General features: G+C 36.4%; 24 protein-coding genes. 15 read left to right on the plus strand and 9 right to left on the minus strand.

Features of this window, described 5'->3' with window-relative positions; genetic code table 11:
- The first annotated feature begins 18 nt into the window (after window positions 1-18).
- Window positions 19-249: a hypothetical protein gene (locus LEP1GSC202_RS05770; protein WP_039928256.1), complete on the plus strand. Its 231-nt coding sequence runs from the start codon at window positions 19-21 to the stop codon at window positions 247-249.
- Here the strand turns inward: LEP1GSC202_RS05770 and LEP1GSC202_RS05775 are convergent.
- Window positions 233-808 carry a Maf family protein gene (locus LEP1GSC202_RS05775; RefSeq protein WP_015677388.1) on the minus strand — a complete coding sequence of 192 codons (576 nt, stop codon included), beginning with the start codon at window positions 806-808 and terminating at the stop codon, window positions 233-235. The genes LEP1GSC202_RS05770 and LEP1GSC202_RS05775 overlap by 17 nt on opposite strands.
- Window positions 809-847: 39 nt before the next feature.
- Here LEP1GSC202_RS05775 and LEP1GSC202_RS05780 point away from each other — a divergent pair, with 39 nt between their 5' ends.
- From LEP1GSC202_RS05780 to LEP1GSC202_RS05790, 3 genes are read left to right on the plus strand one after another with little or no spacing between them, the layout of a single operon-like run.
- Window positions 848-1,090, plus strand: coding sequence for a hypothetical protein (locus tag LEP1GSC202_RS05780; protein ID WP_015676736.1), 243 nt, complete (start codon window positions 848-850; stop codon window positions 1,088-1,090).
- Window positions 1,087-1,824: an SDR family NAD(P)-dependent oxidoreductase gene (locus LEP1GSC202_RS05785; RefSeq protein ID WP_015677156.1), complete on the plus strand. Its 738-nt coding sequence runs from the start codon at window positions 1,087-1,089 to the stop codon at window positions 1,822-1,824. The genes LEP1GSC202_RS05780 and LEP1GSC202_RS05785 overlap by 4 nt, the downstream gene beginning before the upstream one ends.
- A gap of 11 nt (window positions 1,825-1,835) precedes the next feature.
- Window positions 1,836-2,468 carry an L-threonylcarbamoyladenylate synthase gene (locus tag LEP1GSC202_RS05790; protein WP_015677313.1) on the plus strand — a complete coding sequence of 211 codons (633 nt, stop codon included), beginning with the start codon at window positions 1,836-1,838 and terminating at the stop codon, window positions 2,466-2,468.
- On the opposite strand, the gene LEP1GSC202_RS05795 is transcribed toward LEP1GSC202_RS05790, so the two are convergent.
- Entirely contained in the window at window positions 2,460-3,581 is a 1,122-nt protein-coding gene (locus LEP1GSC202_RS05795; RefSeq protein WP_425256013.1) for a CapA family protein, read from the minus strand. The two genes, LEP1GSC202_RS05790 and LEP1GSC202_RS05795, sit on opposite strands and share 9 nt — an antisense overlap.
- On the opposite strand from LEP1GSC202_RS05795, the gene LEP1GSC202_RS05800 reads away from it, so the two are divergent.
- Window positions 3,535-5,229 (plus strand): alkaline phosphatase family protein, encoded by a 1,695-nt coding sequence (locus LEP1GSC202_RS05800; RefSeq protein ID WP_244147641.1) that lies wholly within the window; start codon window positions 3,535-3,537, stop codon window positions 5,227-5,229. The two genes, LEP1GSC202_RS05795 and LEP1GSC202_RS05800, sit on opposite strands and share 47 nt — an antisense overlap.
- A 20-nt stretch (window positions 5,230-5,249) precedes the next feature.
- On the opposite strand, the gene LEP1GSC202_RS05805 is transcribed toward LEP1GSC202_RS05800, so the two are convergent.
- From LEP1GSC202_RS05805 to LEP1GSC202_RS05820, 4 genes are read right to left on the minus strand one after another with little or no spacing between them, the layout of a single operon-like run.
- Window positions 5,250-7,442, minus strand: coding sequence for a ribonuclease R family protein (locus tag LEP1GSC202_RS05805; RefSeq protein ID WP_015677168.1), 2,193 nt, complete (start codon window positions 7,440-7,442; stop codon window positions 5,250-5,252).
- 4 nt (window positions 7,443-7,446) lie between these two features.
- Window positions 7,447-8,142, minus strand: coding sequence for a tRNA (adenosine(37)-N6)-threonylcarbamoyltransferase complex dimerization subunit type 1 TsaB (tsaB, locus tag LEP1GSC202_RS05810; RefSeq protein ID WP_015676450.1), 696 nt, complete (start codon window positions 8,140-8,142; stop codon window positions 7,447-7,449).
- Complete coding sequence (gene tsaE / locus LEP1GSC202_RS05815) at window positions 8,139-8,597, minus strand: tRNA (adenosine(37)-N6)-threonylcarbamoyltransferase complex ATPase subunit type 1 TsaE (protein ID WP_015676689.1); 459 nt, start codon at window positions 8,595-8,597, stop codon at window positions 8,139-8,141. The genes tsaB and tsaE overlap by 4 nt, the downstream gene beginning before the upstream one ends.
- Window positions 8,594-9,448, minus strand: coding sequence for an Hsp33 family molecular chaperone HslO (locus tag LEP1GSC202_RS05820; protein WP_039928264.1), 855 nt, complete (start codon window positions 9,446-9,448; stop codon window positions 8,594-8,596). Before LEP1GSC202_RS05820 ends, tsaE begins: the two co-directional genes overlap by 4 nt.
- A 75-nt stretch (window positions 9,449-9,523) precedes the next feature.
- On the opposite strand from LEP1GSC202_RS05820, the gene LEP1GSC202_RS05825 reads away from it, so the two are divergent.
- From LEP1GSC202_RS05825 to LEP1GSC202_RS05850, 6 genes are all read left to right on the plus strand, one after another.
- Window positions 9,524-11,506, plus strand: a complete 1,983-nt coding sequence (locus LEP1GSC202_RS05825) for a beta-galactosidase (protein ID WP_015676656.1) — start codon at window positions 9,524-9,526, stop codon at window positions 11,504-11,506.
- Between the two features lie 21 nt (window positions 11,507-11,527).
- A complete protein-coding gene (locus tag LEP1GSC202_RS05830) occupies window positions 11,528-12,421 on the plus strand; it encodes an LIC_10030 family protein (protein WP_015677261.1) in 894 nt (297 codons plus the stop codon).
- 10 nt (window positions 12,422-12,431) lie between these two features.
- The gene (locus LEP1GSC202_RS05835) at window positions 12,432-13,274 is read left to right on the plus strand and encodes an inositol monophosphatase family protein (RefSeq protein WP_015676353.1); all 843 of its coding nucleotides are present in this window, start codon (window positions 12,432-12,434) and stop codon (window positions 13,272-13,274) included.
- A 106-nt stretch (window positions 13,275-13,380) separates the two neighbouring features.
- Window positions 13,381-13,953 carry a superoxide dismutase gene (locus LEP1GSC202_RS05840; RefSeq protein WP_015677243.1) on the plus strand — a complete coding sequence of 191 codons (573 nt, stop codon included), beginning with the start codon at window positions 13,381-13,383 and terminating at the stop codon, window positions 13,951-13,953.
- A 112-nt stretch (window positions 13,954-14,065) separates the two neighbouring features.
- A complete protein-coding gene (locus LEP1GSC202_RS05845) occupies window positions 14,066-15,475 on the plus strand; it encodes an anthranilate synthase component I family protein (RefSeq protein WP_015677145.1) in 1,410 nt (469 codons plus the stop codon).
- A 10-nt stretch (window positions 15,476-15,485) separates the two neighbouring features.
- Complete coding sequence (locus tag LEP1GSC202_RS05850) at window positions 15,486-16,091, plus strand: anthranilate synthase component II (protein WP_015676566.1); 606 nt, start codon at window positions 15,486-15,488, stop codon at window positions 16,089-16,091.
- Window positions 16,092-16,229: 138 nt separating this feature from the next.
- On the opposite strand, the gene LEP1GSC202_RS05855 is transcribed toward LEP1GSC202_RS05850, so the two are convergent.
- On the minus strand, window positions 16,230-17,453 hold the full coding sequence (locus LEP1GSC202_RS05855) for an LIC10025 family lipoprotein (RefSeq protein ID WP_039928268.1): 1,224 nt from the start codon (window positions 17,451-17,453) through the stop codon (window positions 16,230-16,232).
- Window positions 17,428-17,997 (minus strand): TlpA family protein disulfide reductase, encoded by a 570-nt coding sequence (locus LEP1GSC202_RS05860; protein WP_244147642.1) that lies wholly within the window; start codon window positions 17,995-17,997, stop codon window positions 17,428-17,430. Before LEP1GSC202_RS05860 ends, LEP1GSC202_RS05855 begins: the two co-directional genes overlap by 26 nt.
- 31 nt (window positions 17,998-18,028) lie before the next feature.
- Between LEP1GSC202_RS05860 and LEP1GSC202_RS05865 the strand changes: the two genes are divergently transcribed.
- Window positions 18,029-18,766 (plus strand): SHOCT domain-containing protein, encoded by a 738-nt coding sequence (locus LEP1GSC202_RS05865; protein WP_083929986.1) that lies wholly within the window; start codon window positions 18,029-18,031, stop codon window positions 18,764-18,766.
- Here LEP1GSC202_RS05865 and cysE read toward each other — a convergent pair.
- Window positions 18,763-19,479 carry a serine O-acetyltransferase gene (cysE, locus tag LEP1GSC202_RS05870; protein ID WP_015676841.1) on the minus strand — a complete coding sequence of 239 codons (717 nt, stop codon included), beginning with the start codon at window positions 19,477-19,479 and terminating at the stop codon, window positions 18,763-18,765. The two genes, LEP1GSC202_RS05865 and cysE, sit on opposite strands and share 4 nt — an antisense overlap.
- Window positions 19,480-19,761: 282 nt before the next feature.
- Between cysE and LEP1GSC202_RS05875 the strand changes: the two genes are divergently transcribed.
- Genes LEP1GSC202_RS05875 through LEP1GSC202_RS05885 form a run of 3 tightly spaced genes read left to right on the plus strand, consistent with a single transcriptional unit; the run spans window position 19,762 to window position 22,854 of the window.
- Window positions 19,762-20,691 (plus strand): site-2 protease family protein, encoded by a 930-nt coding sequence (locus LEP1GSC202_RS05875; protein WP_015676591.1) that lies wholly within the window; start codon window positions 19,762-19,764, stop codon window positions 20,689-20,691.
- Window positions 20,688-22,085: an NHL repeat-containing protein gene (locus tag LEP1GSC202_RS05880; RefSeq protein WP_015676601.1), complete on the plus strand. Its 1,398-nt coding sequence runs from the start codon at window positions 20,688-20,690 to the stop codon at window positions 22,083-22,085. Before LEP1GSC202_RS05875 ends, LEP1GSC202_RS05880 begins: the two co-directional genes overlap by 4 nt.
- The gene (locus tag LEP1GSC202_RS05885; protein WP_244147643.1) at window positions 22,030-22,854 is read left to right on the plus strand and encodes a hypothetical protein; all 825 of its coding nucleotides are present in this window, start codon (window positions 22,030-22,032) and stop codon (window positions 22,852-22,854) included. Before LEP1GSC202_RS05880 ends, LEP1GSC202_RS05885 begins: the two co-directional genes overlap by 56 nt.
- The last annotated feature ends 2 nt before the right edge of the window (window positions 22,855-22,856 follow it).

The raw sequence follows: 22,856 nt of genomic DNA on the forward strand, positions 1-22,856 counted from the left end.
TGAGGCGATAATCATAGTATGGAAATCTCAAGTAATGTGGCAAGAGTTTCAGGATTAGGAGAACCGTATATGTATGTTTCTCCAACATACAATACACAAGCCGTCGAGCAGGTAGAAGCAATCCAAGCTCGTTCCTACCAACCCAAATACCCAAGTTCCGAAACGAAAAACCAAGCTCAAGAAATCCAATCCACACCAGAAGCGAAAGCGATTTACAAACCCGGTAATCTCGTCAATCTTTACGCGTAATCGATTCTAACCACGAGCTCATCCAATGATCGTGGAGACTAAAAAAACTTCGTAACGGAAATCCCATCACATTTGTATATGACCCAAACCATTCCTTAACGGGTCCCCCCGTATCTTGGATTCCGTAAGAACCAGCTTTATCAAAGGGCAAACACCGAGTGATATAATCTTGGATTTGGGTCTTGTTCCAATGGTGGAAGAGAATTGATGTTTCTTCATAAAAAAACTTCATTTTCGAATTGTACCAAAACGCAGCACCAGAATAGACTGAGTGTTTTTTGCCGTTGAGTGTGTTTAAAATCCGAAACGCATCGGCTTCATCTGTAGGTTTATGAAGAATTTGATTTTCATATACGACAATTGTATCTGCCGATAAATAAACATTCTTTGGTTCTAAATGACTTCCAAGTTTTGAGTGAACCATTCGTTCTAAATAATTCAGTGGAGTTTCCTTCTCCTTTTGGGCTTCATCAATGTGTTCAGGTTCAATTTGGAAAGTAAAATCCAAGTCGGAAAGGATTTGTTTTCTTCTGGGTGATGCAGACTTTAATATAAACAAATTCTTGCCATTCCTTACGGGATATTGTTTTCTTAGTTCATGGTGAGTCCAAGGTTTTTTACGATTCTTTTGTGGGTATTTGTTTTATCCATTGATTGCAAACGAGGGTATTCAGAAGACATCCAAGATTGTAATCCAATTGCAGATTATTACGAAAAAGGTACCCATTATATCCGAAGGGATTTAGTAAAAGATGACAATACTCTCGACTATAAAAAATTAATGGAAGATATGCGACCGCAAGCTAGCGAATGTTATCCGTCCAATCATGAGGTAAAATGAATTTATTTGATGTAAAAGGAAAAACTGTACTCATCACGGGGGCAAGCCGTGGAATTGGAAAATCTTTAGCGATTGGATTTCGAGATGCTGGTGCGATTGTCTATGGTGCAGGATCAAAACCAGAATCCATCCATTGGATGGAGAAAGAAGGGATACATGGTGTGGTTTTGGATGTTCGAAGCGAAGGAAGTGCTTATGAAATCATTGGACAAATCAAATCGAAACATGGACGGTTGGACACACTCATCAACAATGCGGGTATCGCAACTAATACGCCTGCATCAGGTTTTAAAGAAGATGAATTACAAAATATAGTGCAAACCAATTATGTAGGTGTTTTTCGAAATTGCCAAGCCTATTACAAACACCACAAAAAAGAAGGTGGTAATATCATTAACGTTGCATCTGTTTTAGGAATGGTTGGTAGCAAACTTGCTTCTGTGTATTCGGGAACAAAGGGTGCTGTCATCACACTCTCAAAAGCACTTGCTATTGAGTGGTGTAATAATGGTTACCGTGTCAATGTCATTTGCCCGGGACTTATCGATACGGATATGACAGATATGATCAAAGATAAAGAATTTATCATGAAACAAGTACTTGCTGGAATTCCAATGGGTAGACTTGGGAAACCAGAAGATATTTTGGGTGCCGCAATTTATTTGGCTTCCGACTCTTCAGCATATATGACAGGACAATGTATCGTGTTAGATGGCGGGCTTACAGCTCAATAGCTGAAAAATTTATGATCATTTACCTCCATCCAGAGAATCCAGAAATCCGAAAACTCAAACAAATTTCGGAACGGTTGAAGGATGGAGCCATTTATATTTTCCCAACTGATACAGTGTATGCGATCATTGCAGATGCAAACTCCAAAACAGCCGTTGAAAAAATATATTCCATTAAAAAATTACCCAAAGATAAACCACTTTCTTTACTTTGTAAAGATATTTCGATGGCTTCCCATTTTATCGAATACCTTCCCAATTCGGCATATCGGTTTATGAAACGAGTCACTCCAGGACCGTTTACGTTTGTTTTAAAGGCAAATAAAAACTTACCAAAACCTTCGATTGCCCATCACAAAGACAAACAAATAGGAATTCGAATCCCAGACCATATCTATCTAAAAGAACTTTTAAATATTCATGACTCACCTCTGACATCAACTTCAGCGTTCAGTAATGATGAATTCATCATCGATATTGATGATTTAGAAACGATTTATGGACATCTTGTAGATGGGATTGTAGACGGTGGAATTGTGAAAACTGAATTATCAACGATGATTCAAATTCATGATGATTCCATTGAACTCATCCGTGAAGGTAAAGGATTTGAACTCATTCAAAACGAAATACAAAGCCTAGAATAAATTTGCTCCAATTCCTGGAATTTTTTTCAGATAGGATTCGTATTCCATCATTCGTTTTTCTAAATGTTTTGGTAATTGGATGGGTATTTCGCGTTGTTTGTAGTTTTGGATGGGTATGATCGTATAATTTCTTGGATCTACCCAAACAGACTTTGTTTGCACCTTTTCTATCTTTTTAACCAACTCTTTACCAAGCTCCAATGAGAGTGTAATCGATAAAATCACACCTCCATCCGTAAACTTTCGATTCTGTGCTGATAAAAAATTCCCTAGTGAATAAGCTACTAATCGTTGTTCATTTGCCTTTTGGTCTTGAAAAAAATCTAGTTTTTGAACTACATGCGGGTGGCCACCAATAATGATATCAGCCCCTGCTTCAAATCCTAAATTTACCCATTTCGATTGGGTTTTATCTGGTGTTTCGGAATATTCCGTTCCATAATGATACCAAAGGATGATAAAATGGGCTCCGTTTTCCTTTGCAAAGCTTACATCAATTTTGATTTGTTCTTCACTTAACAACCGTACGACACGGCCATCGCGAACTGGTATTCCATTCGTGGAATATGTATAATTGTAAATTGCTATTATGATTCCATTTACATCTTGGATGAAATCTTTTCGATTTTGATAATCCTCATAAGAATAATAAGTTCCAATAGGGACCATTCCATTTTCTAAAACAGATCGAATCGTGGTATCAATCCCTTTGCTACCAGTATCTGCAGAGTGATTATTGGCAGTTGATACAATATCGAATCCAGCTTTTTTTAATCCATGAACATAACCGACGGGACTTGCAAATCTTGGGTAACCTGAAAATTCACTTGGAATGTCTGAGATCGTTGTCTCTAAATTTCCCAATGTAAGATTTGCGTTTTGTAAAATATCTGCAACATATTCGAAACTTTTAAACGAGTTATATGTTTTTGTTTTGGAATCGAAATAGGAGGAAATCTGAGAGGAATGGCACATAAGATCGCCAACAAACAGAATTCTCACTTGCCGAGTAGGAGTGAAATCAGGGAGAGTGTAACACGAAAGGAAAGTGATTGTGAACAGAAGAATGAAAGATAATCTATTTATCGTTTTTGCCATTGGTATAGTTTTCATTCTACTGAATTGTAAATGGGAAAAAGATTATAAACGTGCTGCATATCTCTCAATGCAACCTGACACGGATTTGATCCTTGCCCCCTATCCATTTTATATTTTTGATCGAGAGGCACGGGATGCAATCACTCTTTCACATTATTCAAAGGAAGAAATCAAAAATATATTAGAAGAACACGAACTTTCTTGGGATACATTGAGCGAACAATGGAAATTGGAATTAGAAGAAGAAAATTTTACGAAGGAAGTTAATTACACTTCTCATTACACCCAATACACTTACGATACTGAAATTCCGATTTGGATTTATGGACCTAAATGGTTTCAAAACGGTGTTTACTCTGATGAAATATTCCAACAACACATTCCATCCCTGTATGCAAAAATATTAGAATTTGATTTTTCTAACAAACTTAGTTTGGATGCGTTTGAAAAAATTTTTAAAATTCAAAACGAGAAACCAGAAATCATTGTTACCATCGTAGTAGACCAAGGTGGCAGGCAACTCTACAAAGCACATAAAGGTGCCTATCCGTTTTTGGAGTCACTCTCTTCCAACTCCGTATATTTTAAAAAGGGAAAAGTGGCACACCTAGAATCACATACTGCTGTCGGTCATATGGCAATCGGTACAGGTGCATTTCCAAAGGATGCAAAAGTATTCTCAAATGAAATTTATACCTACTCAGAAGGGAAGGTTAAGCATCGTCCCGTTTACCAAGGAACCAACAATTCGTTTGACTTGAGTGAACTAAAATCTTCTAGTTTTGCTGATGAATGGGATTTGTTCCAGAATAATGAACCAGTTATCATTAGCCAATGTTATGCGAATCGAGCAGCAGTAGGTATGGCAGGTCATGGAAAAGAATTTAACATAAATACAAAAAAACAAAATTCACTCCAACCTGATGCAGATTATGTATATTGGCAGGATGTTAAAAATTTAAATTGGTCAACGTATTCGAATGCTTTTGAGAAACCTCTGGCAACTGGAAAGTATAATTTATACCCATTTTATCTAGCCAATAAAACAAATATCAAAACACATTTTGAAGCAAGTAACCCAATTGACTTTCTTTCCAAAATACACCATTTCCAAGGATCAGAATTCCAAGTCAAAATGGATGGTGCTCTATTTCGAGAAACAATTGAAGAAACAATTGTCAAAAAAAATAAACACCAAGATGGGAAAACGGATTTAGCGTATTTAACCTTAAAAGCTACCGATGCAGTAGGGCATCTTTATGGATGGGAAACAAAAGAAGCAAAACAGGTTTTACAAGCAACTGATGAAGAAATCAAAACAATCTTTGAATTTTTAAAAACTCATTATGGAGACAACTTTGTTTTACTTGTAACGGCTGATCATGGAGCTGCACCGATGCCAGAGATTTCTAACGGCTTATTCTTAACTCATGAAACATTTTTTAAATCTGTGAATGAATTACTTCCCGAGTCAGAAAGAAACAAATCTTCTCTTATTAACTGGATTACTCATTCCCAATTGTCCCTAAACAAAGATTTAATGAAACAGTATCAAATCAGTGAAGACACTATCATTCAAAAAATTCTGTCAATAGAAGTGAACCAAAGGAAGTTTTTTCGGAAAATTTGGAAACGAAATGAAATACCGAATGTATCGTTTTAAAATACATTCGATTCATGAGATCACTTTTTTTTAAGAGAAGTATCTTCCTTTTTAAAGTCTTTTAATTTTAAAAATACTTTGATTTCTTCAAAATCGATTCGATCCAAACTGACTGTTACAGGATCTCCAATAAAAAAGATTTTTGAATACTTTTTGGAATAAAAAGAAAAATCATTTTTAATCAATACTTCAAACTCATCCGTAAACTCAGATTTATCAAGAACTCCCTCTAAGTTTGAAATATCAAGTTCCACAAAAATTTGAGAAGGGCGAATTCCGACGATAAACCCTTTAAATTCTTTGATGCCAGTTGATTCTAAATAACGAAAGGATTTGATTTTTACAATATCTCTCTCGGCATCCGCGGCCCTTCTTTCTTCTTCGGAACAGTGTAATCCCATGACAGCTATTTCATTTTCAGAATAAACTTTTTCCGATTCTAATAAGGTAGCTTGTAATACTCTATGGACCACTAAATCCGGATAACGCCTGATTGGTGAAGTAAAGTGACAATAGTCTTTAAAACCTAATCCCCAGTGGCCGAGTGGGTCAGCACCATAATAAGCCTGCATGAAACTACGTAGGAGTAAATAATTGAATATTTTACCCACAGAATTGTCTTGGATTTCTTTTACGGCCTTCATGATTTCAGGATAACTTGTATCATGGATTTGTACATTGTAACCGTTCAATTGAAGGAAGTGATTGAGAGTTTCTAATTTCTCCTCATCCATTGGTTCGTGGATTCGGTGAAGGGTTGGAATCTTTTTTTTGCGAAGGAATTCATCAACTTTCAAATTTGCAGACAACATCAATTCTTCAATGAGTATATGACTGGTAAGACGTTCTCGATTTTCGATTCCAATTGGTTCTTTACGTTCATTCCATGTAATGGTTGTTTCTCGTAAGTTTAAATCGATACGACCTGTTTTCATCCTATGTTTACGTAGGGCATCGGTGAATAGTGAAACTTGGTACATCCAATTATTTGGATCTTGTGCCTTTATTTCTTCTTCTGCCATTTCATAGGTATAACGTTTTTTTACTTTGATGATGGATTTGTAGAATTTAGCATTATAAATTTCACCTGTTTTGCTTGCTTCCAACTCGACCGTAAACGCCAATCGATTTGTATTTGCTACAAGACTACACAGGTCTTCCGAAAGTATTGGTGGTAACATTGGAACGACACGGTTTGCTAAGTATACCGAAGTTGCTCGTTCATAAGCTTCTTTGTCTAATGCGGAACCTTTTTCCACGTAATAAGATACATCTGCAATGTGGATCCAAACTCGGAGTCGATTTCCTTCGTCCACAAAACTAATGGCATCATCAAAATCTTTTGCCGTAATTCCATCAATTGTTACTGCGTATAATTCGCGTAGGTCAGTTCTATTATTCCAATCAGATACAGTTTTTTCAGATACTTCTTCAGGGAAATCTAACGGAATAAAATCAGGATGTACCGGATCATAATTATATTTCATAAGGATCCGTTGTAAGTCGCCATCCTCTTTTGTGTCCGATTCAAATCGAATGAAACTAACATCATATAAATTGTCTTGAGGCTCCGCACCTTCTTTCAATTTTACGATGAGCACATCGTCGATATTGATTGCATCAAAACTATCTTTTAAAATGGATTTAACGTGAAGGACTCCTTCTTTCCCATCACCCAACATATCTAAAAAATTTCCAAAAACAAATTTGTTTGTTTTTTCTTTGACTCGCATTCGATAAAGGATACGGCCTCGTTTGAGGACCTTTGTCACTTCAGCTTCTAAACGATCTTTTTTCCCGATTCCTAATGGAATCACTTCTACTTTGTCTCCACTGATTGCAGTATTTGTAAGTGGACCTGGAACAAAAATTTCATTTTTAGAAGGTAAGGAAATGAAACCGTCACCTCTTCTGGAAATCGAAATTCTACCAGTTAGGCGAAAGGGACTAGCAACTGTTAGGTATTTTTTGTTTGGAATCAATAATCCTTCGATTTCAAGTAAATTACAAAGTTGGTCTATCAGAAATTCGATTTCTTTCCTTGGTACTTTTTCTTTACGTTTAAAGGATTTTACTTTTTTAGATTTTGGGTCGGGTCGTTTGAATTCACTCGATTCAGTGAATTTTTTTTTGATCTCTTGTCTTGTGATATCTTTCCCAGCTTTTTGGTCTAGATATTCGATAATTTTTCTTTGTATTTTATAGGTATCCATAATTTCATTTTTGATCTACATAGGTCCCACGAATGTAATTGGGTAGGAGAGATAAATAGTCGTAATCTTTTAGATCGATTTGTTTGATTTGTTCCAAACTATACTGCAGTATAGACGATAAATTTAAGTTTGTCGCTTCAATTTTTATCGCATCTTTTGGATAAAAATTGGGAAAAGTTCCAGTGTAGTACCAATTGTTAGGTGTCTTACCAATTACTTCAAGTGATTGGATGATTTCGGTAGGCGTTTGGTCTTTAGTTTCTGAAAAATTGACACCATTCATAAATTTTGTGTAGTACTTTCCCTGTTTACCATCCAAACAAATGAGTGAAGTTTTTTCTAATTGTCTTTTGGAATCAACATTACTAGGATTCTCATTTTCCATGCCAATTAAATATAAGTGGGCGCTATCGAAACCGACCACTGGAATGCTCCATAACTGACTTAAATCACGTGCTGTAGTTACTGTTATGCGAATTCCTGTGAATGAACCCGGACCATTTGGTACAACAATACAATCGGGTTTCTTTATATTAGAAGTTTGGAGAGCCGTTTGGATCATAGAGACCAAACGATAGGAAGCCTCTTTAGGTGAAGATTCTATTAAATTGTTATTTAAATGGACAGCTTTGGTTTCATCTAGGAAAGCCGTAAGTACATGAATCCAATCTTGGGTTGTATCAAAGTAAAGAAGATTCACGAAACTTCCTCTTCCGACCATTCGATTGTGTAGGTACGATTTTCAAAATTGTTTGAAGCAATTGTGATATAAATTCGATTTTCTTTTGGGAGAATGGATTCTGCTTTTTGCCACCATTCAATGGCTGAGACATCCTCTTTTCCCCAGATTTCCTCAAATCCCAGATTTTCCATCTCTTCCAATGAATGGATTCGGTATAGATCAAAATGCACCAAACTAAACTTATGCGAATCATATACATTGTATAAAGAAAAGGTAGGCGAATTGATGGAACTGTTTGTACCATATCGAGAAAACCATTCTCGGATAAAAGTTGTTTTACCGGCACCCATTTCACCAGTAAAAAGGAGAATGGGTTTTTTGTTTAAAGAAAGGTAAGATGTGACAATAGAATCCAAACTGGAGAAAACTGGTTGTAATTCTGTTTCCCTCAGTGAGAGAAAATTTGCCTTCATTGTTTAAAAAATTTCTCCACATCGAAGGAATCAAATTGGTAAGCAGTACGACAAAATTCGCATGTGATTTCGATTTTACCCATCTCATCAATGATAGAATTAGCTTCTTGTTCCCCCAGTGATGCGATGATGTCCGCAACTTTGTGTCTCGAACAATCGCAAAGAAACTCAGGAGATTCTTTGCTTAAAACTTCCAAAGAAGAACCAATTTCTTTTTCGAGGGCTAACAAAATCTCATCAATATTTAAACTCCAGAAAGATTCTTTTGTTATGAGTGAATTGATTTTGGATCTTAAAAAAACAAAACTCTCTTCCGTTGCATCTGGTAATGCTTCAAAGAAAATTCCTTTCGCTGAAAAATCATTGCCTGGAAAATCAAATGGTATCACATCCATTCCAACTATCGCTTTGATTTGTTCTGATTCCGTGAGGTATTTGATAAAATTTGCTTCGAAAGTATCTTCAATTAAATTGGTATAAGACTGGTATGTATCAGATTCATAATCCCAACGGATTACTTTCATAATCCCTTGTCCAAGGATGAATTCATTTCGAATGTCTCCATCTTCATGACCTGCCGAATAGGCAACCGATTTCATTTTTCCATATCGATCACTGTAAGCTAATGCTTGTTTATTGGATTCATCCTTCCATTGGATGCTGACTTTTTGTTGGTTCTTTGTCATTTCCGCGAGGAAAAGTGCACCCATCATCGTTTTGGATAAAAAAACAGACATTTCCTTGTTCAAGGAGTGGAGGAACATAGGTTCCTTGGCGGTTTCAGTAAGATTCACAATGGTAAATCGATAGTGATGAGTGTTTGAGATTCCTAAAATAACTTGGTCAGACATTATTTGATTGAAAGAGGTGTTTTCTGATTCAGTCTGTGTCACAAGATAGATTCGGCAATCGCAAAAAGGAAAAATATGATCTTTGGAGCCTGTTATTACCCAGAACAATGGAACCCTAAGGACTGGGATGAAGACCTTAAAATCATGAAAGATATGGGTCTTTCTTCGGTTCGCTTAGCAGAATTTGCATGGGGACTGATGGAACCAAAAGAAGGGAAATTTGATTTCTCCCTTTTTGATGCAGTTTTAGAGAAAGTGCAAAAGCATGGGATGACAGCGATCCTAGGCACTCCTACCGCCACCTTTCCTCCTTGGTTGTACCAAAAATTTCCTGAAATTGTTCAGGTTTCAAAAGGTGGAATCATACGAGGGATCGGAACAAGGCGACAGGCTTGTTTTTCATCGCCTGCTTATAAAAAAGCGACTGAACGCATCGTTACGGCCATGGCAAAACACTTTGGAAACCACCCTGCCGTTGTCGGTTGGCAAATCGACAATGAGCCAGGCCATGAAGGTTCCGATGTAGACTATTCAACACTAGCAGAAAAAAATTTTAGAGTTTGGTTAAAACAAAAATACAAAACTCTCGATTCGCTTAACAAACGTTGGGGGAATATTTTTTGGGGTGTGATTTATTCAGATTGGAATCAAATTCCTTTACCAGGGGCACATGTAGCCAGTAATTTTAACCCGGCCATGATTCAAGATTATTACCGCTTCCAATCGGATGAATTGGTTTCCTACATTCATTTCCAAGCCGAGATCATAAGGAAGTATAGTAAAGGAAAACCTCTCACTACAAATTTATATCCATCTCCATTTTTACCCGTAACGGATATGTATGAAATGTTCAAAAAATTGGACTACGTCTCTTGGGATAATTATCCTGTTTGGGGGAACCAACAAGAACCTTATCCACACCCACTTGTCACAGCCACCCAACAATACTCTCGTGGTTTAAAAGACAAACCATACACTGTGATGGAACAATTTTCAGGTGTCCAAGGTCACGATACCTTAGGTTACCTACCACCACCTGGACAAATTGGGCTATGGTTGACCCAAGCCATTGTCAATGGTGCCAACCAAATTTATTTTTTTCGGTATCGAACCGCTAGGTTTGGGCAAGAACAACTTTGTTATGGAATTCTCGACCATGGCAAAAGGAAAACTTCCAAATACTATGAATTAAAAAAAACGATCGAAGACATTAAAGAGTTTGCTGAGGATATAGCCGATTCGCCTTATCCTGCAGAGGTGGCGATCCTTCACGATATCGAAAATTCGCGGAATTACAAACACCAACCGTTGAGTGATGGACTTCGGTTTGCCCCAGTTCCTTTTGCGGAAGTTGGGTATGACATTGAACTTGCGACATGGTTTGCAGGGACCAATGTTTTAAATGTAAACGCTCACTCTTTGCCTATTCATGCAGAAACTGACCTTTCGAAATACAAAGTTCTTTCCGTGCCATTGTATACAATGTTTGCACAAGATACCGTAGAAAGATTAAAAACATACGTTGAAAATGGTGGAACATTGGTTCTTGGGTACAGGTCTGGGATCAAAGACAAAGACCACTGGATGGTTGAAGAACCAGTGCCAGGCGTTTTTTCTAAAATGGCAGGAGTGGAAGTGTTCCAATTTGAAGCACCTGCAACGGATAAGGTGGGGATTCGAATGGGATTTTGGCCTCTCAAAGGTTCTAAATTTTGTGAAATCCTAGAACCGACGACTGCGAAAGTAATCGCCCGATACCGCGATAAAAAGAAATTCTATTCTGGAAAACCGGTAATCACAGTAAATTCGTTTGGTAAGGGAAAGGTCTATTACGTAGGTACCTCGCTCACTCCAGAAAGTTTTGTTTTGTTTTATCGCAAAGTTTTAAAAGGAGCAAGGGTGGATTTTAGGTTTCTCGGATCTACCATTGAAAGGCATACCCGAGAAGGAAAACGTTATAATTATGAGATCACGATGAACCATTCCAATCGATATAAATTGGCTGGATTCTCAATTTTAAAACCGTTTGGATATAAAATCAAACGGATTCAAAAATGAAACCTGATTTGAAATCAAAAAATGAAAATACAAGATTATAGAACCATCAATCGAATTTTAGGAGATGTTTCTGACAAAAACAAAGCGGGGGAACTGTTTGTTGATAATTTACATTCCCCTTACATTCAATTTTCAGAACGATTTACAATCAATGGAACTTCGATCACACAACCAGAGTTTGGTGATATAAAAGACTTTGTCCATACCGTAATCAAGTTATTACCAGAAGCAGTTGAAGGGACAAGTTTGTTACCAGAACCAAGGCCAAAACGAGAAACAGGTAAATTGTTTTTTGTTAGGCCAATGATGTTTGGTCCCTTTCAATTTTTGTATGTGTTTTCTGTAGATATGTTGTATTTGGGTGGAGCCAAATCAGAAGAAATCAAACGTGCTGGTTCACAAAATATGACACCAACGATCATCACTGATCGTTTGTATTTCCAAGTAAAAGTCATTCCCATAAAAACCCTAAAAGAAGAGGGAGAAAATGTCATCGATTTCGAAGCGAAACGTTTCCAAGGGGGAGAATTTCGCGTAGAGTCAGAGCGGGATGAAAACAAACCCATCCGAAAATTTTCCGAAATTTTTGATGAAATCGATTTTTCCGATACGGAGAGTAAAATCAGAGAGGAATTGGGGATCACTTCAGAGATTTGGAAATTGGGCAGAATTTATAGTCCAATCGGAATTGATTATTTATCCTTATCGCTTCGGTTTTTGGAACCAAGCCTTCCCAAAACCATCCATCATTTTAAAAAGTTTTACCAAATTCTAGAAAATACCAACCAAACGATTCCTGAAGAAACGTTAAGAATGTTTCATGAATATCTTTCTTCTTTTGAAGTGGATAGGACGGTTTCCAAGTCTGGGAATATTTTATGGAAAGTACATCAGAAATTAACCGATAATGGATAAGTAAATCAATATGGGCATCTCCTCACCAACTATTAATTTTCCCGTCGATGAAACCATCAAACGCATCGAGTATGTCAAAGCCAATGCCATGGGTATCATCCATGAAGCTAAAAAAATCCAAAGAGAAGTGTCGGCCATTCGTTCTGATACAGATGCTGATGAAAAAGAAAGGATAGATGCCGCCGATGGTAAGTTAGGCGAAATACTCATTCGATTTTTGCAAAAATCTTTCCCGAAAGATGGAATTCTTTGTGAAGACAAACCTCCTATCGATGGAGGAGAATTCAAATGGGTACTTGATCCTGTTGATGGATCGATGAATTTTGTACGAGGTTTGCCGCTTTATGCCATTTCCTTTGGTTTGGAACATAGAGAAACTCCTGTCGGTGGGGTTGTCATTGTCCCACCGCAAGAATCGGTGTACTCAGCTGTGATGGGGGAAGGGGCGTTCAAAAATGGGGAACAAATTGTAACCTCGAGAGTATCCGAACTCAATCGTGCCATCTTTTCGCCGAACCTTCCGACAAAACGTGCCCACATGATCCAAGAGATCATGGCTGACCTTTCCGGATTTTTGACCTATGCACGTTCCTTTCGGCGTACAGGATCATTTGTATTGGATTCCTGTTTCATCGCAGAGGGTGTCATGGATGCGATTTGGGAAAAAACCGTAAAACATTGGGATGTTTCTGCCATTTCTGTGATTTTATCAGAGGCGGGTGGGAAATTGACTGACTTAAATGGAGTCCATTACTATACAGGACTTCCTGAGTTGGTAGCTTCCAATGGAGTTTTACACTCAGAAATTTTAAAATTATTAAAGACAGTTCGTTCTACCGTCAGTCGAAATTGATAGAGAGAATGATTAGAATCATTCTACTTTTTTAGTTTACGATTTGCTTTTGTGAATGAGACTAGAGACAAAATACAAATACACTTGAATCCATCAGGAGACCACAATGGAACATAAACTCCCAGAACTACCTTATGCAAAGGATGCACTCGCTCCCCATATTTCTGCTGAAACATTAGAGTTTCACTATGGAAAACACCACCAAACTTACATTACAAATCTAAACAATCTCATCAAAGGGACTGAATTTGAAAGTGCAACTTTGGAAGACATCGTGAAAAAATCTTCTGGCGGTATTTTCAATAATGCAGCGCAAGTTTGGAACCACACTTTCTACTGGCATTCCCTTTCTCCAAATGGTGGAGGAGCACCAAAAGGTGCAGTAGCGGACCTCATCACAAAATCGTTTGGTTCGTTTGATGCATTCAAAGAAAAATTCACTCAATCAGCAGTAACAAACTTTGGATCCGGTTGGACATGGCTTGTGAAAAAAGGTGACGGATTGGAAATCGTGAACACTAGTAATGCTGGAAGTCCTTTAAAAGACGGATTACAAGCGCTACTTACAATTGATGTTTGGGAACACGCATACTACATAGATTTCCGCAATGCACGTCCAAAATACGTGGAAGCATTCTGGAATTTAGTAAATTGGGATTTCGCAAATAAAAATCTCTAAAATCGGATTCTAATCTGAAACAAGAAAAGGCAGGTTCCGGAATCCGGCTCCTGCCTTTTTTATTTCTAAATTTGATTCGAAATGAATCTTGGTAACAAACATTGAGTACACTATGAGCCAATCACTTCCGAAAATTACGATTCCTAAAAAACCCAATTACACTTCCTTACATTTGCCGGAAGGGATCGAGTTTTGGGAACTCTTTCGGGTGATTGAAAAGGAATATGAAAACTGTTTCCTCTTAGAGTCCGCTGGAGACAACCAGTATGATTCTCGTTATTCTGTGATTGGATTTGATCCCTCACATCTAATCACGGGAGAACCAGGTGTGCTTGAAATTGATGGGAAACCATTCAAAGTCGAAAATCCCTATTTTGCACTCCGTCAAATTACAGATTATAATTCATTGAGCATTAGTTATGCGGGTGGACTGGTTGGATACTTAGGTTACCAAAGTATGCAGTTTTTTGAACCCAAATTACATCTATATCCACACCCAGATTTCCCAGCGATGATTTTTGGGATGTATTTAGATGGACTGATTTATGATAAATTTACCGGGGAATTGATTTATTTTGATAATGGAACCAATCGGATTGAAGTTGTAAAATCGATCCTCAGTTCTTTAAACATCTCCGTTTCCAAAAAACCAGAAGCTAAAGTGAAACTTTTACAAGAGGGACTATCAAAAGAAGTCCATAAACAAATGGTAGAAGAAGCTTTGGAAGAAGTGAAAGCAGGGAATACCTTCCAATGCCAAATCGGTTTTGAAGAAACATACACTGTAGAAGGCAATCCACTTGCCATTTATGAGACCTTACGAGAGATCAATCCTTCGCCTCATATGTATTATGTGAAATTTGGAAAACGAGTGATCCTTGGAGCCAGTCCAGAACTCCTTTTCCGGTTAAGACAAGGGGAAATGGAATCGTTTCCACTTGCAGGTACTACGAAACGAGGAAAGGATGCGAAGGAAGATACAACCTTAGCACGTAAACTTTTAACAGACCCTAAAGAAATCGCTGAACACAATATGCTCATTGACTTACACCGAAATGATGTTGGTCGAGTCGCTAAATTTGGAACGGTGAAAGTTAGGCGAAGATTCGATATCAAACGTTTTTCCCACGTGCAACACATCTCAAGCGAAGTTGTTGGAATACTATCTTCAAAAGAGGATATGTTTTCGGGATTAGCATCCTCATTCCCAGCCGGTACACTTTCAGGTGCTCCTAAAATTGAATCGATGAAAATCATCGAACGTATTGAGAAATCACCACGAGGTCCATATGGTGGTGCTGTGGGTAGTTTTGGATTGAACGGTGATTGTACCTTCGCCATTCCGATCCGTAGTTTTTTTGTCCATGATGGAAAGGGATTTGTTCGGGCATCGGGAGGGATTGTTTATGATTCGAAACCGGAAGACGAATACTTAGAGATCATCAATAAAATGGCATCTGTACGCAAGGCATTGGATTTGCACAAAAATCCATCGGAAAATAAAGAAAAAACAAAGGGTTAAGGAAACAAATATGAAAGTTCTCATTTTAGATAATTATGATTCCTTCACTTATAATTTGTACCAAATCATCGGTGAGATTTTAGAAGAAAAGGAAACACCATTTCGATTGGATGTGATCCGAAATGATGAAAAATCATTTTCGGAAATCAAAGAAGCCAACTACGATAAAATTATCATTTCTCCAGGTCCTGGCCATCCAGCAGATCCAGCTTATTTTGGAGTGAGTGCTGACATTCTAAGAGAGTTAGGAAAAACAACTCCCGTTTTAGGAATTTGTCTTGGAATGCAAGGAATGGCCACCGTATTTGGTGGTGAAGTTGTGCGCGCAAAAGTAGCGATGCATGGAAAACTTTCACCGATTGAACACGATGGAAAAGGAGTATTCTTTGGTTTAACCCAAAATATTGAAATCATGCGTTACCATTCTCTCGTGGCAAAAGAAGATTCGTTACCTAAAGAATTGGAAGTATCGGCTCGTGTTTCAGCGGGGGAAGGAAAGGGTGAAATTATGGGCCTACGTCATAAAACCTTGAAGATTGAAGGGGTACAATTCCATCCCGAATCCTTTGGTTCAGAAGAAGGAAAGGAATTACTTCGCAATTTTATCTATCGGTAGATTTCCCATCATTAGAAAATTCCGAGATAAATCATTCAAAACAAAAATCCTCTTTTCGTTCATTTAACTAAAGATCGTATCAACAAATTTCGATTTGAAAACAATAAGTGGTGTTGATTTAGAATCGTATGAAACCAATTACTTCAAATCACCTAACATAGATTCTTCCCATGCTGCAAAAAAATCAAAGTCATTACTCGCTTTTTGTGAATCATCATTTCCAAACAATGAAAATTTTTTCCTTTTGATTTCATTATAAGTAGTAATGGTATTTACTTGGCCTTGTTTTGTTTTTTGAAACTTAGCATGGATTTGGGAACCACCTCTGCCTTGGGTTCCATGGATAAGAAGTGTAAAAAAATCATCAAAGTATTCGTCCATATTGCCAGGGATAAAGAAGTTAACAAATCCTTGAGGGATTACGTAAAAAAAGTTTCCATTGATTTCCTTTTTCCCAATGCGTAAAAAATTGCCATGAAGTGTATCAGAATCTTTTTCCAAAATTGTTTTCAGTCGGTATTCTAAATTTTCAATTTTCAATGTGATTCCATAAGAACGGATTTCGATATCACCCATAAAATGGATTTCTTTCGGGGAAAGAAAATAATCTTTTGGTGGGTTTACTGGAAAATGGAAAATCAAAGTTTTGCCCAAATTTGAAATTTTTAATTTATGTGATGGATTGGTTTTATCCCAAATTGTGATATTCAGTTTTGATTTTTCTAAACGAGAACCTGACCTTTGGTAAAAACCAGGAAACTTGGCTTTGGTTGTTTCATTGATAGTGAATTCTAAGGTATGCCATTCCGCTGTTTCTGTGACATGACAATACATGACACTACACAAAAATTGCAAATTTTTAGAATTGGATTTTAAATCTTGGTAGGCATTGTGATCATTCACAACTAAAGCAAATTCGTTTAACCATGTAAAGAAATCCTTAGGTTGGAATCCCTTGAGTTTATGTATGATCTTTCGTTCCACTGCATAAATATCTTTTTCTTCCCAGGATTTTGGAGTGTATGTTACATTCGCATAATAGTCGTATTGTTTTGGTTCCACTTCATACCAACGCATTGACCAATTCTGATTTTGGTCCTTTCGACCAGTAAGACTAACCATTGGAATTCCATCAGAATTTTTTAAGAGTTGGGTCTCCGTATCTTCTGACAATGAACCAGCCAGAGCGGCTAAATGAATTTCATTTTTTGCTGTTGATTTAATCGTTTTTTGTAAATGATCATACCCAGTCCAAAACTGATATTGGTCTAGGTTTTTATGCATACATTGATAAGAAGTGAATCCAATCAAAATAACAAGAATGAGAAAATGGATGTTAGATTTCTTTTTTGAGAATTTCATAAACTTCTTGGATGAGTGTTTCCTCAATCTCTGATTTGTAGGTGGTGGATAATAGTTTCCCAGATTTATTGTAAATTCGAATGAAAACTTCTCCTTTCGATAACCCATTTGCCAATTGCCCTTTGCGATCTAATAATATGTTTTCGTATTGTTTGTGTTTAGACTCTTCTATATAGTCTTCTACCAATTTGTTGGATTCTTTTAGGTCTAAGTACATCAAAAAATTGACTTTGTTACTGTCCTTCCATAATAAATTTTGCATTTTCCAATAGAGTTTACGACCTTGTTTTCGGCAAACTTCTACATCTCGTAAAAAACATCCCATCAAAACAATGGGTTTTCCTTTTATGGAACTATCAGAATACGATTGCCCATATTGGTCCTTCATTTGAAATTGTGGTATGGAATCGGCTTCTAGTGTTGCGGAAATACAAAAAAATAAAATAATGAAAAAACTTCGAAACACAAGAAAAAATATCTTCATCAATTCATTAACGGCAAGTTCAAAAATAACTTTTGTTTTGTTTTTTCTTTTTTCTAACATTCGTTGTCATCATTTCCAACAAAAAATCAAGTTGGTTGATTCCACTAGTTCCATTGCTTTTTTTGAAGTGGAAGAAGAAGATTGGAAAGAACTTTTTCCTCAAACTTTATTACAATCGGAACGCAGTATGGATCACTTAGGAGATTTGCCTAAAATTTTATCTTCCATACAATACAAAAGGGGAGTACTTGCATATGAAGATTGGGACCAACTTGTTCCAGATTCCTATTTATCTGAGATTGATAAATTCGTTCAAAAGGTAAAAGACCAACAAGAAAATAAAGTATACCTTTGCAGTTTTAAAATTGATGATCTGCTTTCACCAAATGTAAAAATTCTAAAAACAAGTTTTTATATTCTAGGAACAAAACAAGGATTGGTTATTTTATTTCAGGAGATCAATACCAATATCAGTTTTCCCACACAATATTCTTTCGAAGATTGGGTAATTTTCCAGCCAATGCGAATCAAACCAATTTACAAACCAGAACTATGGATCAAAAACAAAGATTCATTAAGTATGTACAAAGAAAAAAATGATACAAAGACATTGGTATATGGAAATGTGATTGTTTATAAAGATGTGAACTTGTTAGCAAATCCACCTTTGTATCGTTATCCGAAAGAGGATGAAACTTTTCAGAAAGAATTAGACCAATGGAAAACGGTTCCTGAAAAATTAAAAGTTTTGGAAGAAATGCGAAAAAATAAACTCATCACCGACGAAGAATTCCAAAAGAAAAAAACTGAGTTGTTAAAAGAATTTTAAATTCCATCTCCATGGATGAATTCTTGTAAAAACAAATCATCTTCCGGTGGACCTGGGTTTGACTTTTCCAATAATTGTTGTTTTTCGTAAAGTTTATTGATAAGTTGTTGTTGGGTTTCTACCTTTTCCAATAAAACAGAAAATACTTTTGCAATTGGATCTGGCATTTGGTTGTGATCTAACATCTGTTCCATGCTATCTGAAGTTCCATCCCCAGCCTTAACCACTTTTCCGGGAATTCCAACTACCGTACAACCGGCTGGAACGTTTCGCATAACAACTGATCCGGCTCCCACTCGCACATGGTCTTCCACGGTGATGTTACCTAAAATTTTTGCGCCAGCACCGATCACGACATTTTTTCCAATAGTAGGGTGTCGTTTCCCAGATTCTTTTCCAGTTCCTCCTAAGGTGACACCTTGGAAAATGAGGGAACCTGCTCCAACAATGGCAGTTTCTCCGATCACAACACCAGCACCGTGGTCGATAAAAACACCTGGGGCAATTTTTGCACCAGGATGGATGTCTATGCCCGTGAGGAATCGGCTGATATAGTTAAACAGTCTCGGAATGATGGGCAATCGAAGTCGGTAGAGGAGATGGGCAAATTTGTGTAACCACAAAGCGTGTAATCCTGGGTAACAGAGGATGATTTCCAAATAGGATTTTGCCGCTGGGTCAAATTTTTTAATGATTTTTATATTTTCAAACATCGATTTGTTGGGAAAAGGATCTATCCTTAGACAGTTCTATGGCTGCCAAATTTGAGTGGAACCATATTTTTAATTGAACAATCTTCTCAATTGTATCTTTGGTAATTTTCTTTGGTAATTCCGATTGTACTCAGAATTATGCCACGTAAATTAAAAAAAAGCAAAACATTCCACTCACTTTACATCCAGAACGAGAAAGGAAGTTTGGGTTTAGAATCTAATTGATTCTTTTCCGTATATTGATCAAATGAATCATAAAATTATTTTCTAGGTTGTATAACTTTGGAATCCAATAAAACAACACATCTACTGTTATTCTTTTTTACATTTTTAACCCTCACGTATTCAGATATATTTTTAAATCCTGGAGTACCACAAACATTAGAGAATTATAAACTATATTTTTTTGAAAATTGGCCTTATTCAGTTACTTTATTAATCATCTTATTGGCGCACGAGATGGGACATTACCTTCCTGCTCGTTATTATGGAGTGAGGGCATCCTTACCATATTTTATACCGTTACCTTTTGGACCTATTGGCACGATGGGGGCTGTGATCAAAATCAAAGACCAAATACCAGATAAAAAAGTTTTATTTGATATTGGAATTGGAGGGCCCGCAGCAAGTTTAGTTTTATCCCTTTTCGCATGGACAATAGGAATATCACTTTCTAAGGTAATTGAGATTCCAAGTGATTTTGATCGTTCCGGTTTTTTATTTTTTGGGGATAGTGCTTTCACATACTTTTCGACACAGTGGATCCTAGGTCCCGTTGATTTTGTTACGATGGAAATCCAGGCACATCCATTGGCAAAAGCGGGTTGGGTGGGTTTACTCATCACAGCAATTAACTTGTTACCCTTCGGTCAATTGGATGGAGGCCATGTTATATATTCAATGTTTGGTGAATCCTATCGAAAATGGATTCATATATTATTTGGCTTATTTTTAATTTTTGCCCTAATCCATTTCACTTGGTTGATTTGGGGATTTTTGCTATATTATGTTTTACGAGTGGAACACCCATTCATTAAAGATGCTTTGAATGGAATTGGTAAAACTCGATTTTTGTTTGGTATTGTAATTTTAGTATCTTTCCTAATTATTTTTGTACCAAAACCAATTATCCTTGGATCCGAATATGATAATCCTACTTTACTCGATGATCTCTTTCGTCTGATAGTAAAGACAGTAGGTTTAAGCGAATGAAACGATTTTTGATTTTTTTATTAATATTTACATTTCCCATATTGGCTCAAGAGAGTAAGGAATATAAACTTTCAGATAAAGCATATGGTCTTGCTTGGGATGGTGTAAACTTTTGGTACATTGATACAAATCGTCGTGCTATTATTAAAATCAACGAAATTGGTGAGCAGGAAATTTATAACCTTGGTTTGGCGAATTTACGGGGGATAAGTTTTGATTCCCGTGAAGGAAAAATTTTGGTTGTGGCACCAAAACAAATTTTGAAGTTAGATCCAAATTCTGGTGGGATCACAGATAAAATCTCAATTCCATTAGCGAATGTGGCAGGCATTGCAAGCGTAGGAAACTATTATTATATTTTAGATTTAGATTCTGGGAAAGTACAAATTTATGACCAATCTACATCACTTTTGATTGGTGGTTTTTTTACAGATAGAACTAGACCTCGAGATATCTGTTATGGTCGAGATTCACTTTGGATTTCAGACTCAGCTGACAATAGTATTTATCGGTATGATACGAAAACTGGAAAAATCACAGGATCGATTAAAACAAATTTACGATCTGTAAGAGGAGTTCTTTTAAGTGGTTCCAAACTTTGGGTAGTTGACCGAGAAAATAAAGAAATAAAAAACATTCCCTTCATAGAAACAGAACGATTCATTGCTTCCGGTGAAGAAGAATTTAACTTAGAAGTAACTTTAAAGTTCAAACTAGATTCTGTATCTTTGTCAAAAGCTCAGATTGCCATTTTGCACCCACCTTCCAATGAACAACAAAGGATTCGAGGAGTTAAGTTTACTGATGTTTCCTATTCACCTTCGTTCATCCAAAGGAATCGAGTTCATTTAAAAAAATTATCCATTGAAGATTTACCTGGGGAACAAGTTGTAAAATACAAATTTTCTTCAAAAAACCAATTTATCAAGTATTATGTAACGGATGATTATTTGGACAAAGAGGCCTCGTATCCAAATGATGTTGTTTCTTTTTATGAAAAACCAAAAGAAGATATTAAATTAACAACCAGAGATTATTTGGATTTAATTTACCAAGCAAGGCAAACAAGTATTAGCTTTTCTGATTTTAAAGAAATTATGAAGACTAATGGGATACCAGTTCAATCATTTCGAATGATTCGATTTGAAAAGGGAAAACCAAAATCTATTGTTGATTCATTGTCAGTATTTTTGTTAGGTTATGGTTGGATTCCAATCGCGGACTTGGGTTTAGGTAATAATACCGACAAACGTTACTTTGAAAAAAAAGAAACAGATCTCATTTTATACCAAAGTTTGAATCTAAAAAATTCAATATCACCAGTTTATTTTCGGAAAGATGCGAATTCTGAATGGGAGAATTTACCTGCAGAAATTACTTATAAAATTAAGTAAATGTTCCTTAATATTACTCCTTTCTTGTTCGGGATTACAACCTTCCTTACAATTTGTCACGAAAGGAAAAATAACAGAAAGGGAGCAGAGGTTCAAATCTCTTGTAGAAACTACTTGGATCCAATTTTCTAAAATTGGTTTGTTTTGTGAGAAAGAAGTTTCTTATCATAAACTTTTTTGTAAGATACAAACGGTTATCAGTTTACACAAACTTTCCGAATATTTTGGAATAAAGATATTTATTTCCGGCCCACATTCTAAGTATTATTTGGAACGAAATGACCAATTTGATTTTGGGCATTACAACCCTGAATTTCCAAAGAAGTTAAAAGAATATTTGCTTCCCGCAAAACAGAATCCAAAATTATTACAGATCACAAAACCTATATATGAAGAGTGGATCAAACAAACTGCCAGGGATTTTTTTATCATCTATCAAAAACTAGATTCAAATTCTAATTTTTTTCGAAAAGAAGCAGATCGTTATTTAATGTTAGTGGAAGAGGGGAGACTTGATCCATTTTATTTTGATCGTTTCATTTTATTTTTATACCCTGCATTTACAGACAATGAAGACCCTGAAGAGGCTTCAAAATTTAAGGTATTTGTTGGTGATGAAGTGATGGATGCTCAAATTGTAAAAGAATTGGTTGGATTTTGGATTCGCAGAAAAGCAGATGGTACAGACTTAGAATTTATTTCGGGACTTGTTGAATTGTTGAATCTATATGATCCGGAATTTTTAGAATTCCGAACCAATGGCAAATAATC

Origin of the sequence: Leptospira yanagawae serovar Saopaulo str. Sao Paulo = ATCC 700523 (assembly GCF_000332475.2) — a bacterium.
GTDB lineage: Bacteria > Spirochaetota > Leptospiria > Leptospirales > Leptospiraceae > Leptospira_A > Leptospira_A yanagawae.

What these genes read in the sequence shown, in the direction of transcription:
- LEP1GSC202_RS05770 (WP_039928256.1), top strand. Translation starts at nt 19, where the DNA reads ATGGAAATCTCAAGTAATGTGGCAAGAGTTTCAGGATTAGGAGAACCG.
- cysE (WP_015676841.1), bottom strand. Translation starts at nt 19,479, where the DNA reads ATGTTTGAAAATATAAAAATCATTAAAAAATTTGACCCAGCGGCAAAA.
- LEP1GSC202_RS05800 (WP_244147641.1), top strand. Translation starts at nt 3,535, where the DNA reads ATGAAAGATAATCTATTTATCGTTTTTGCCATTGGTATAGTTTTCATT.
- tsaE (WP_015676689.1), bottom strand. Translation starts at nt 8,597, where the DNA reads ATGAAGGCAAATTTTCTCTCACTGAGGGAAACAGAATTACAACCAGTT.
- LEP1GSC202_RS05860 (WP_244147642.1), bottom strand. Translation starts at nt 17,997, where the DNA reads ATGTTAGAAAAAAGAAAAAACAAAACAAAAGTTATTTTTGAACTTGCC.
- LEP1GSC202_RS05840 (WP_015677243.1), top strand. Translation starts at nt 13,381, where the DNA reads ATGGAACATAAACTCCCAGAACTACCTTATGCAAAGGATGCACTCGCT.
- LEP1GSC202_RS05835 (WP_015676353.1), top strand. Translation starts at nt 12,432, where the DNA reads ATGGGCATCTCCTCACCAACTATTAATTTTCCCGTCGATGAAACCATC.
- LEP1GSC202_RS05830 (WP_015677261.1), top strand. Translation starts at nt 11,528, where the DNA reads ATGAAAATACAAGATTATAGAACCATCAATCGAATTTTAGGAGATGTT.
- LEP1GSC202_RS05795 (WP_425256013.1), bottom strand. Translation starts at nt 3,581, where the DNA reads ATGAAAACTATACCAATGGCAAAAACGATAAATAGATTATCTTTCATT.
- LEP1GSC202_RS05780 (WP_015676736.1), top strand. Translation starts at nt 848, where the DNA reads ATGGTGAGTCCAAGGTTTTTTACGATTCTTTTGTGGGTATTTGTTTTA.
- LEP1GSC202_RS05880 (WP_015676601.1), top strand. Translation starts at nt 20,688, where the DNA reads ATGAAACGATTTTTGATTTTTTTATTAATATTTACATTTCCCATATTG.
- LEP1GSC202_RS05825 (WP_015676656.1), top strand. Translation starts at nt 9,524, where the DNA reads ATGATCTTTGGAGCCTGTTATTACCCAGAACAATGGAACCCTAAGGAC.
- LEP1GSC202_RS05790 (WP_015677313.1), top strand. Translation starts at nt 1,836, where the DNA reads ATGATCATTTACCTCCATCCAGAGAATCCAGAAATCCGAAAACTCAAA.
- LEP1GSC202_RS05885 (WP_244147643.1), top strand. Translation starts at nt 22,030, where the DNA reads ATGCGAATTCTGAATGGGAGAATTTACCTGCAGAAATTACTTATAAAA.
- LEP1GSC202_RS05785 (WP_015677156.1), top strand. Translation starts at nt 1,087, where the DNA reads ATGAATTTATTTGATGTAAAAGGAAAAACTGTACTCATCACGGGGGCA.
- LEP1GSC202_RS05820 (WP_039928264.1), bottom strand. Translation starts at nt 9,448, where the DNA reads ATGTCTGACCAAGTTATTTTAGGAATCTCAAACACTCATCACTATCGA.
- LEP1GSC202_RS05805 (WP_015677168.1), bottom strand. Translation starts at nt 7,442, where the DNA reads ATGGATACCTATAAAATACAAAGAAAAATTATCGAATATCTAGACCAA.
- LEP1GSC202_RS05845 (WP_015677145.1), top strand. Translation starts at nt 14,066, where the DNA reads ATGAGCCAATCACTTCCGAAAATTACGATTCCTAAAAAACCCAATTAC.
- LEP1GSC202_RS05855 (WP_039928268.1), bottom strand. Translation starts at nt 17,453, where the DNA reads ATGAAATTCTCAAAAAAGAAATCTAACATCCATTTTCTCATTCTTGTT.
- LEP1GSC202_RS05850 (WP_015676566.1), top strand. Translation starts at nt 15,486, where the DNA reads ATGAAAGTTCTCATTTTAGATAATTATGATTCCTTCACTTATAATTTG.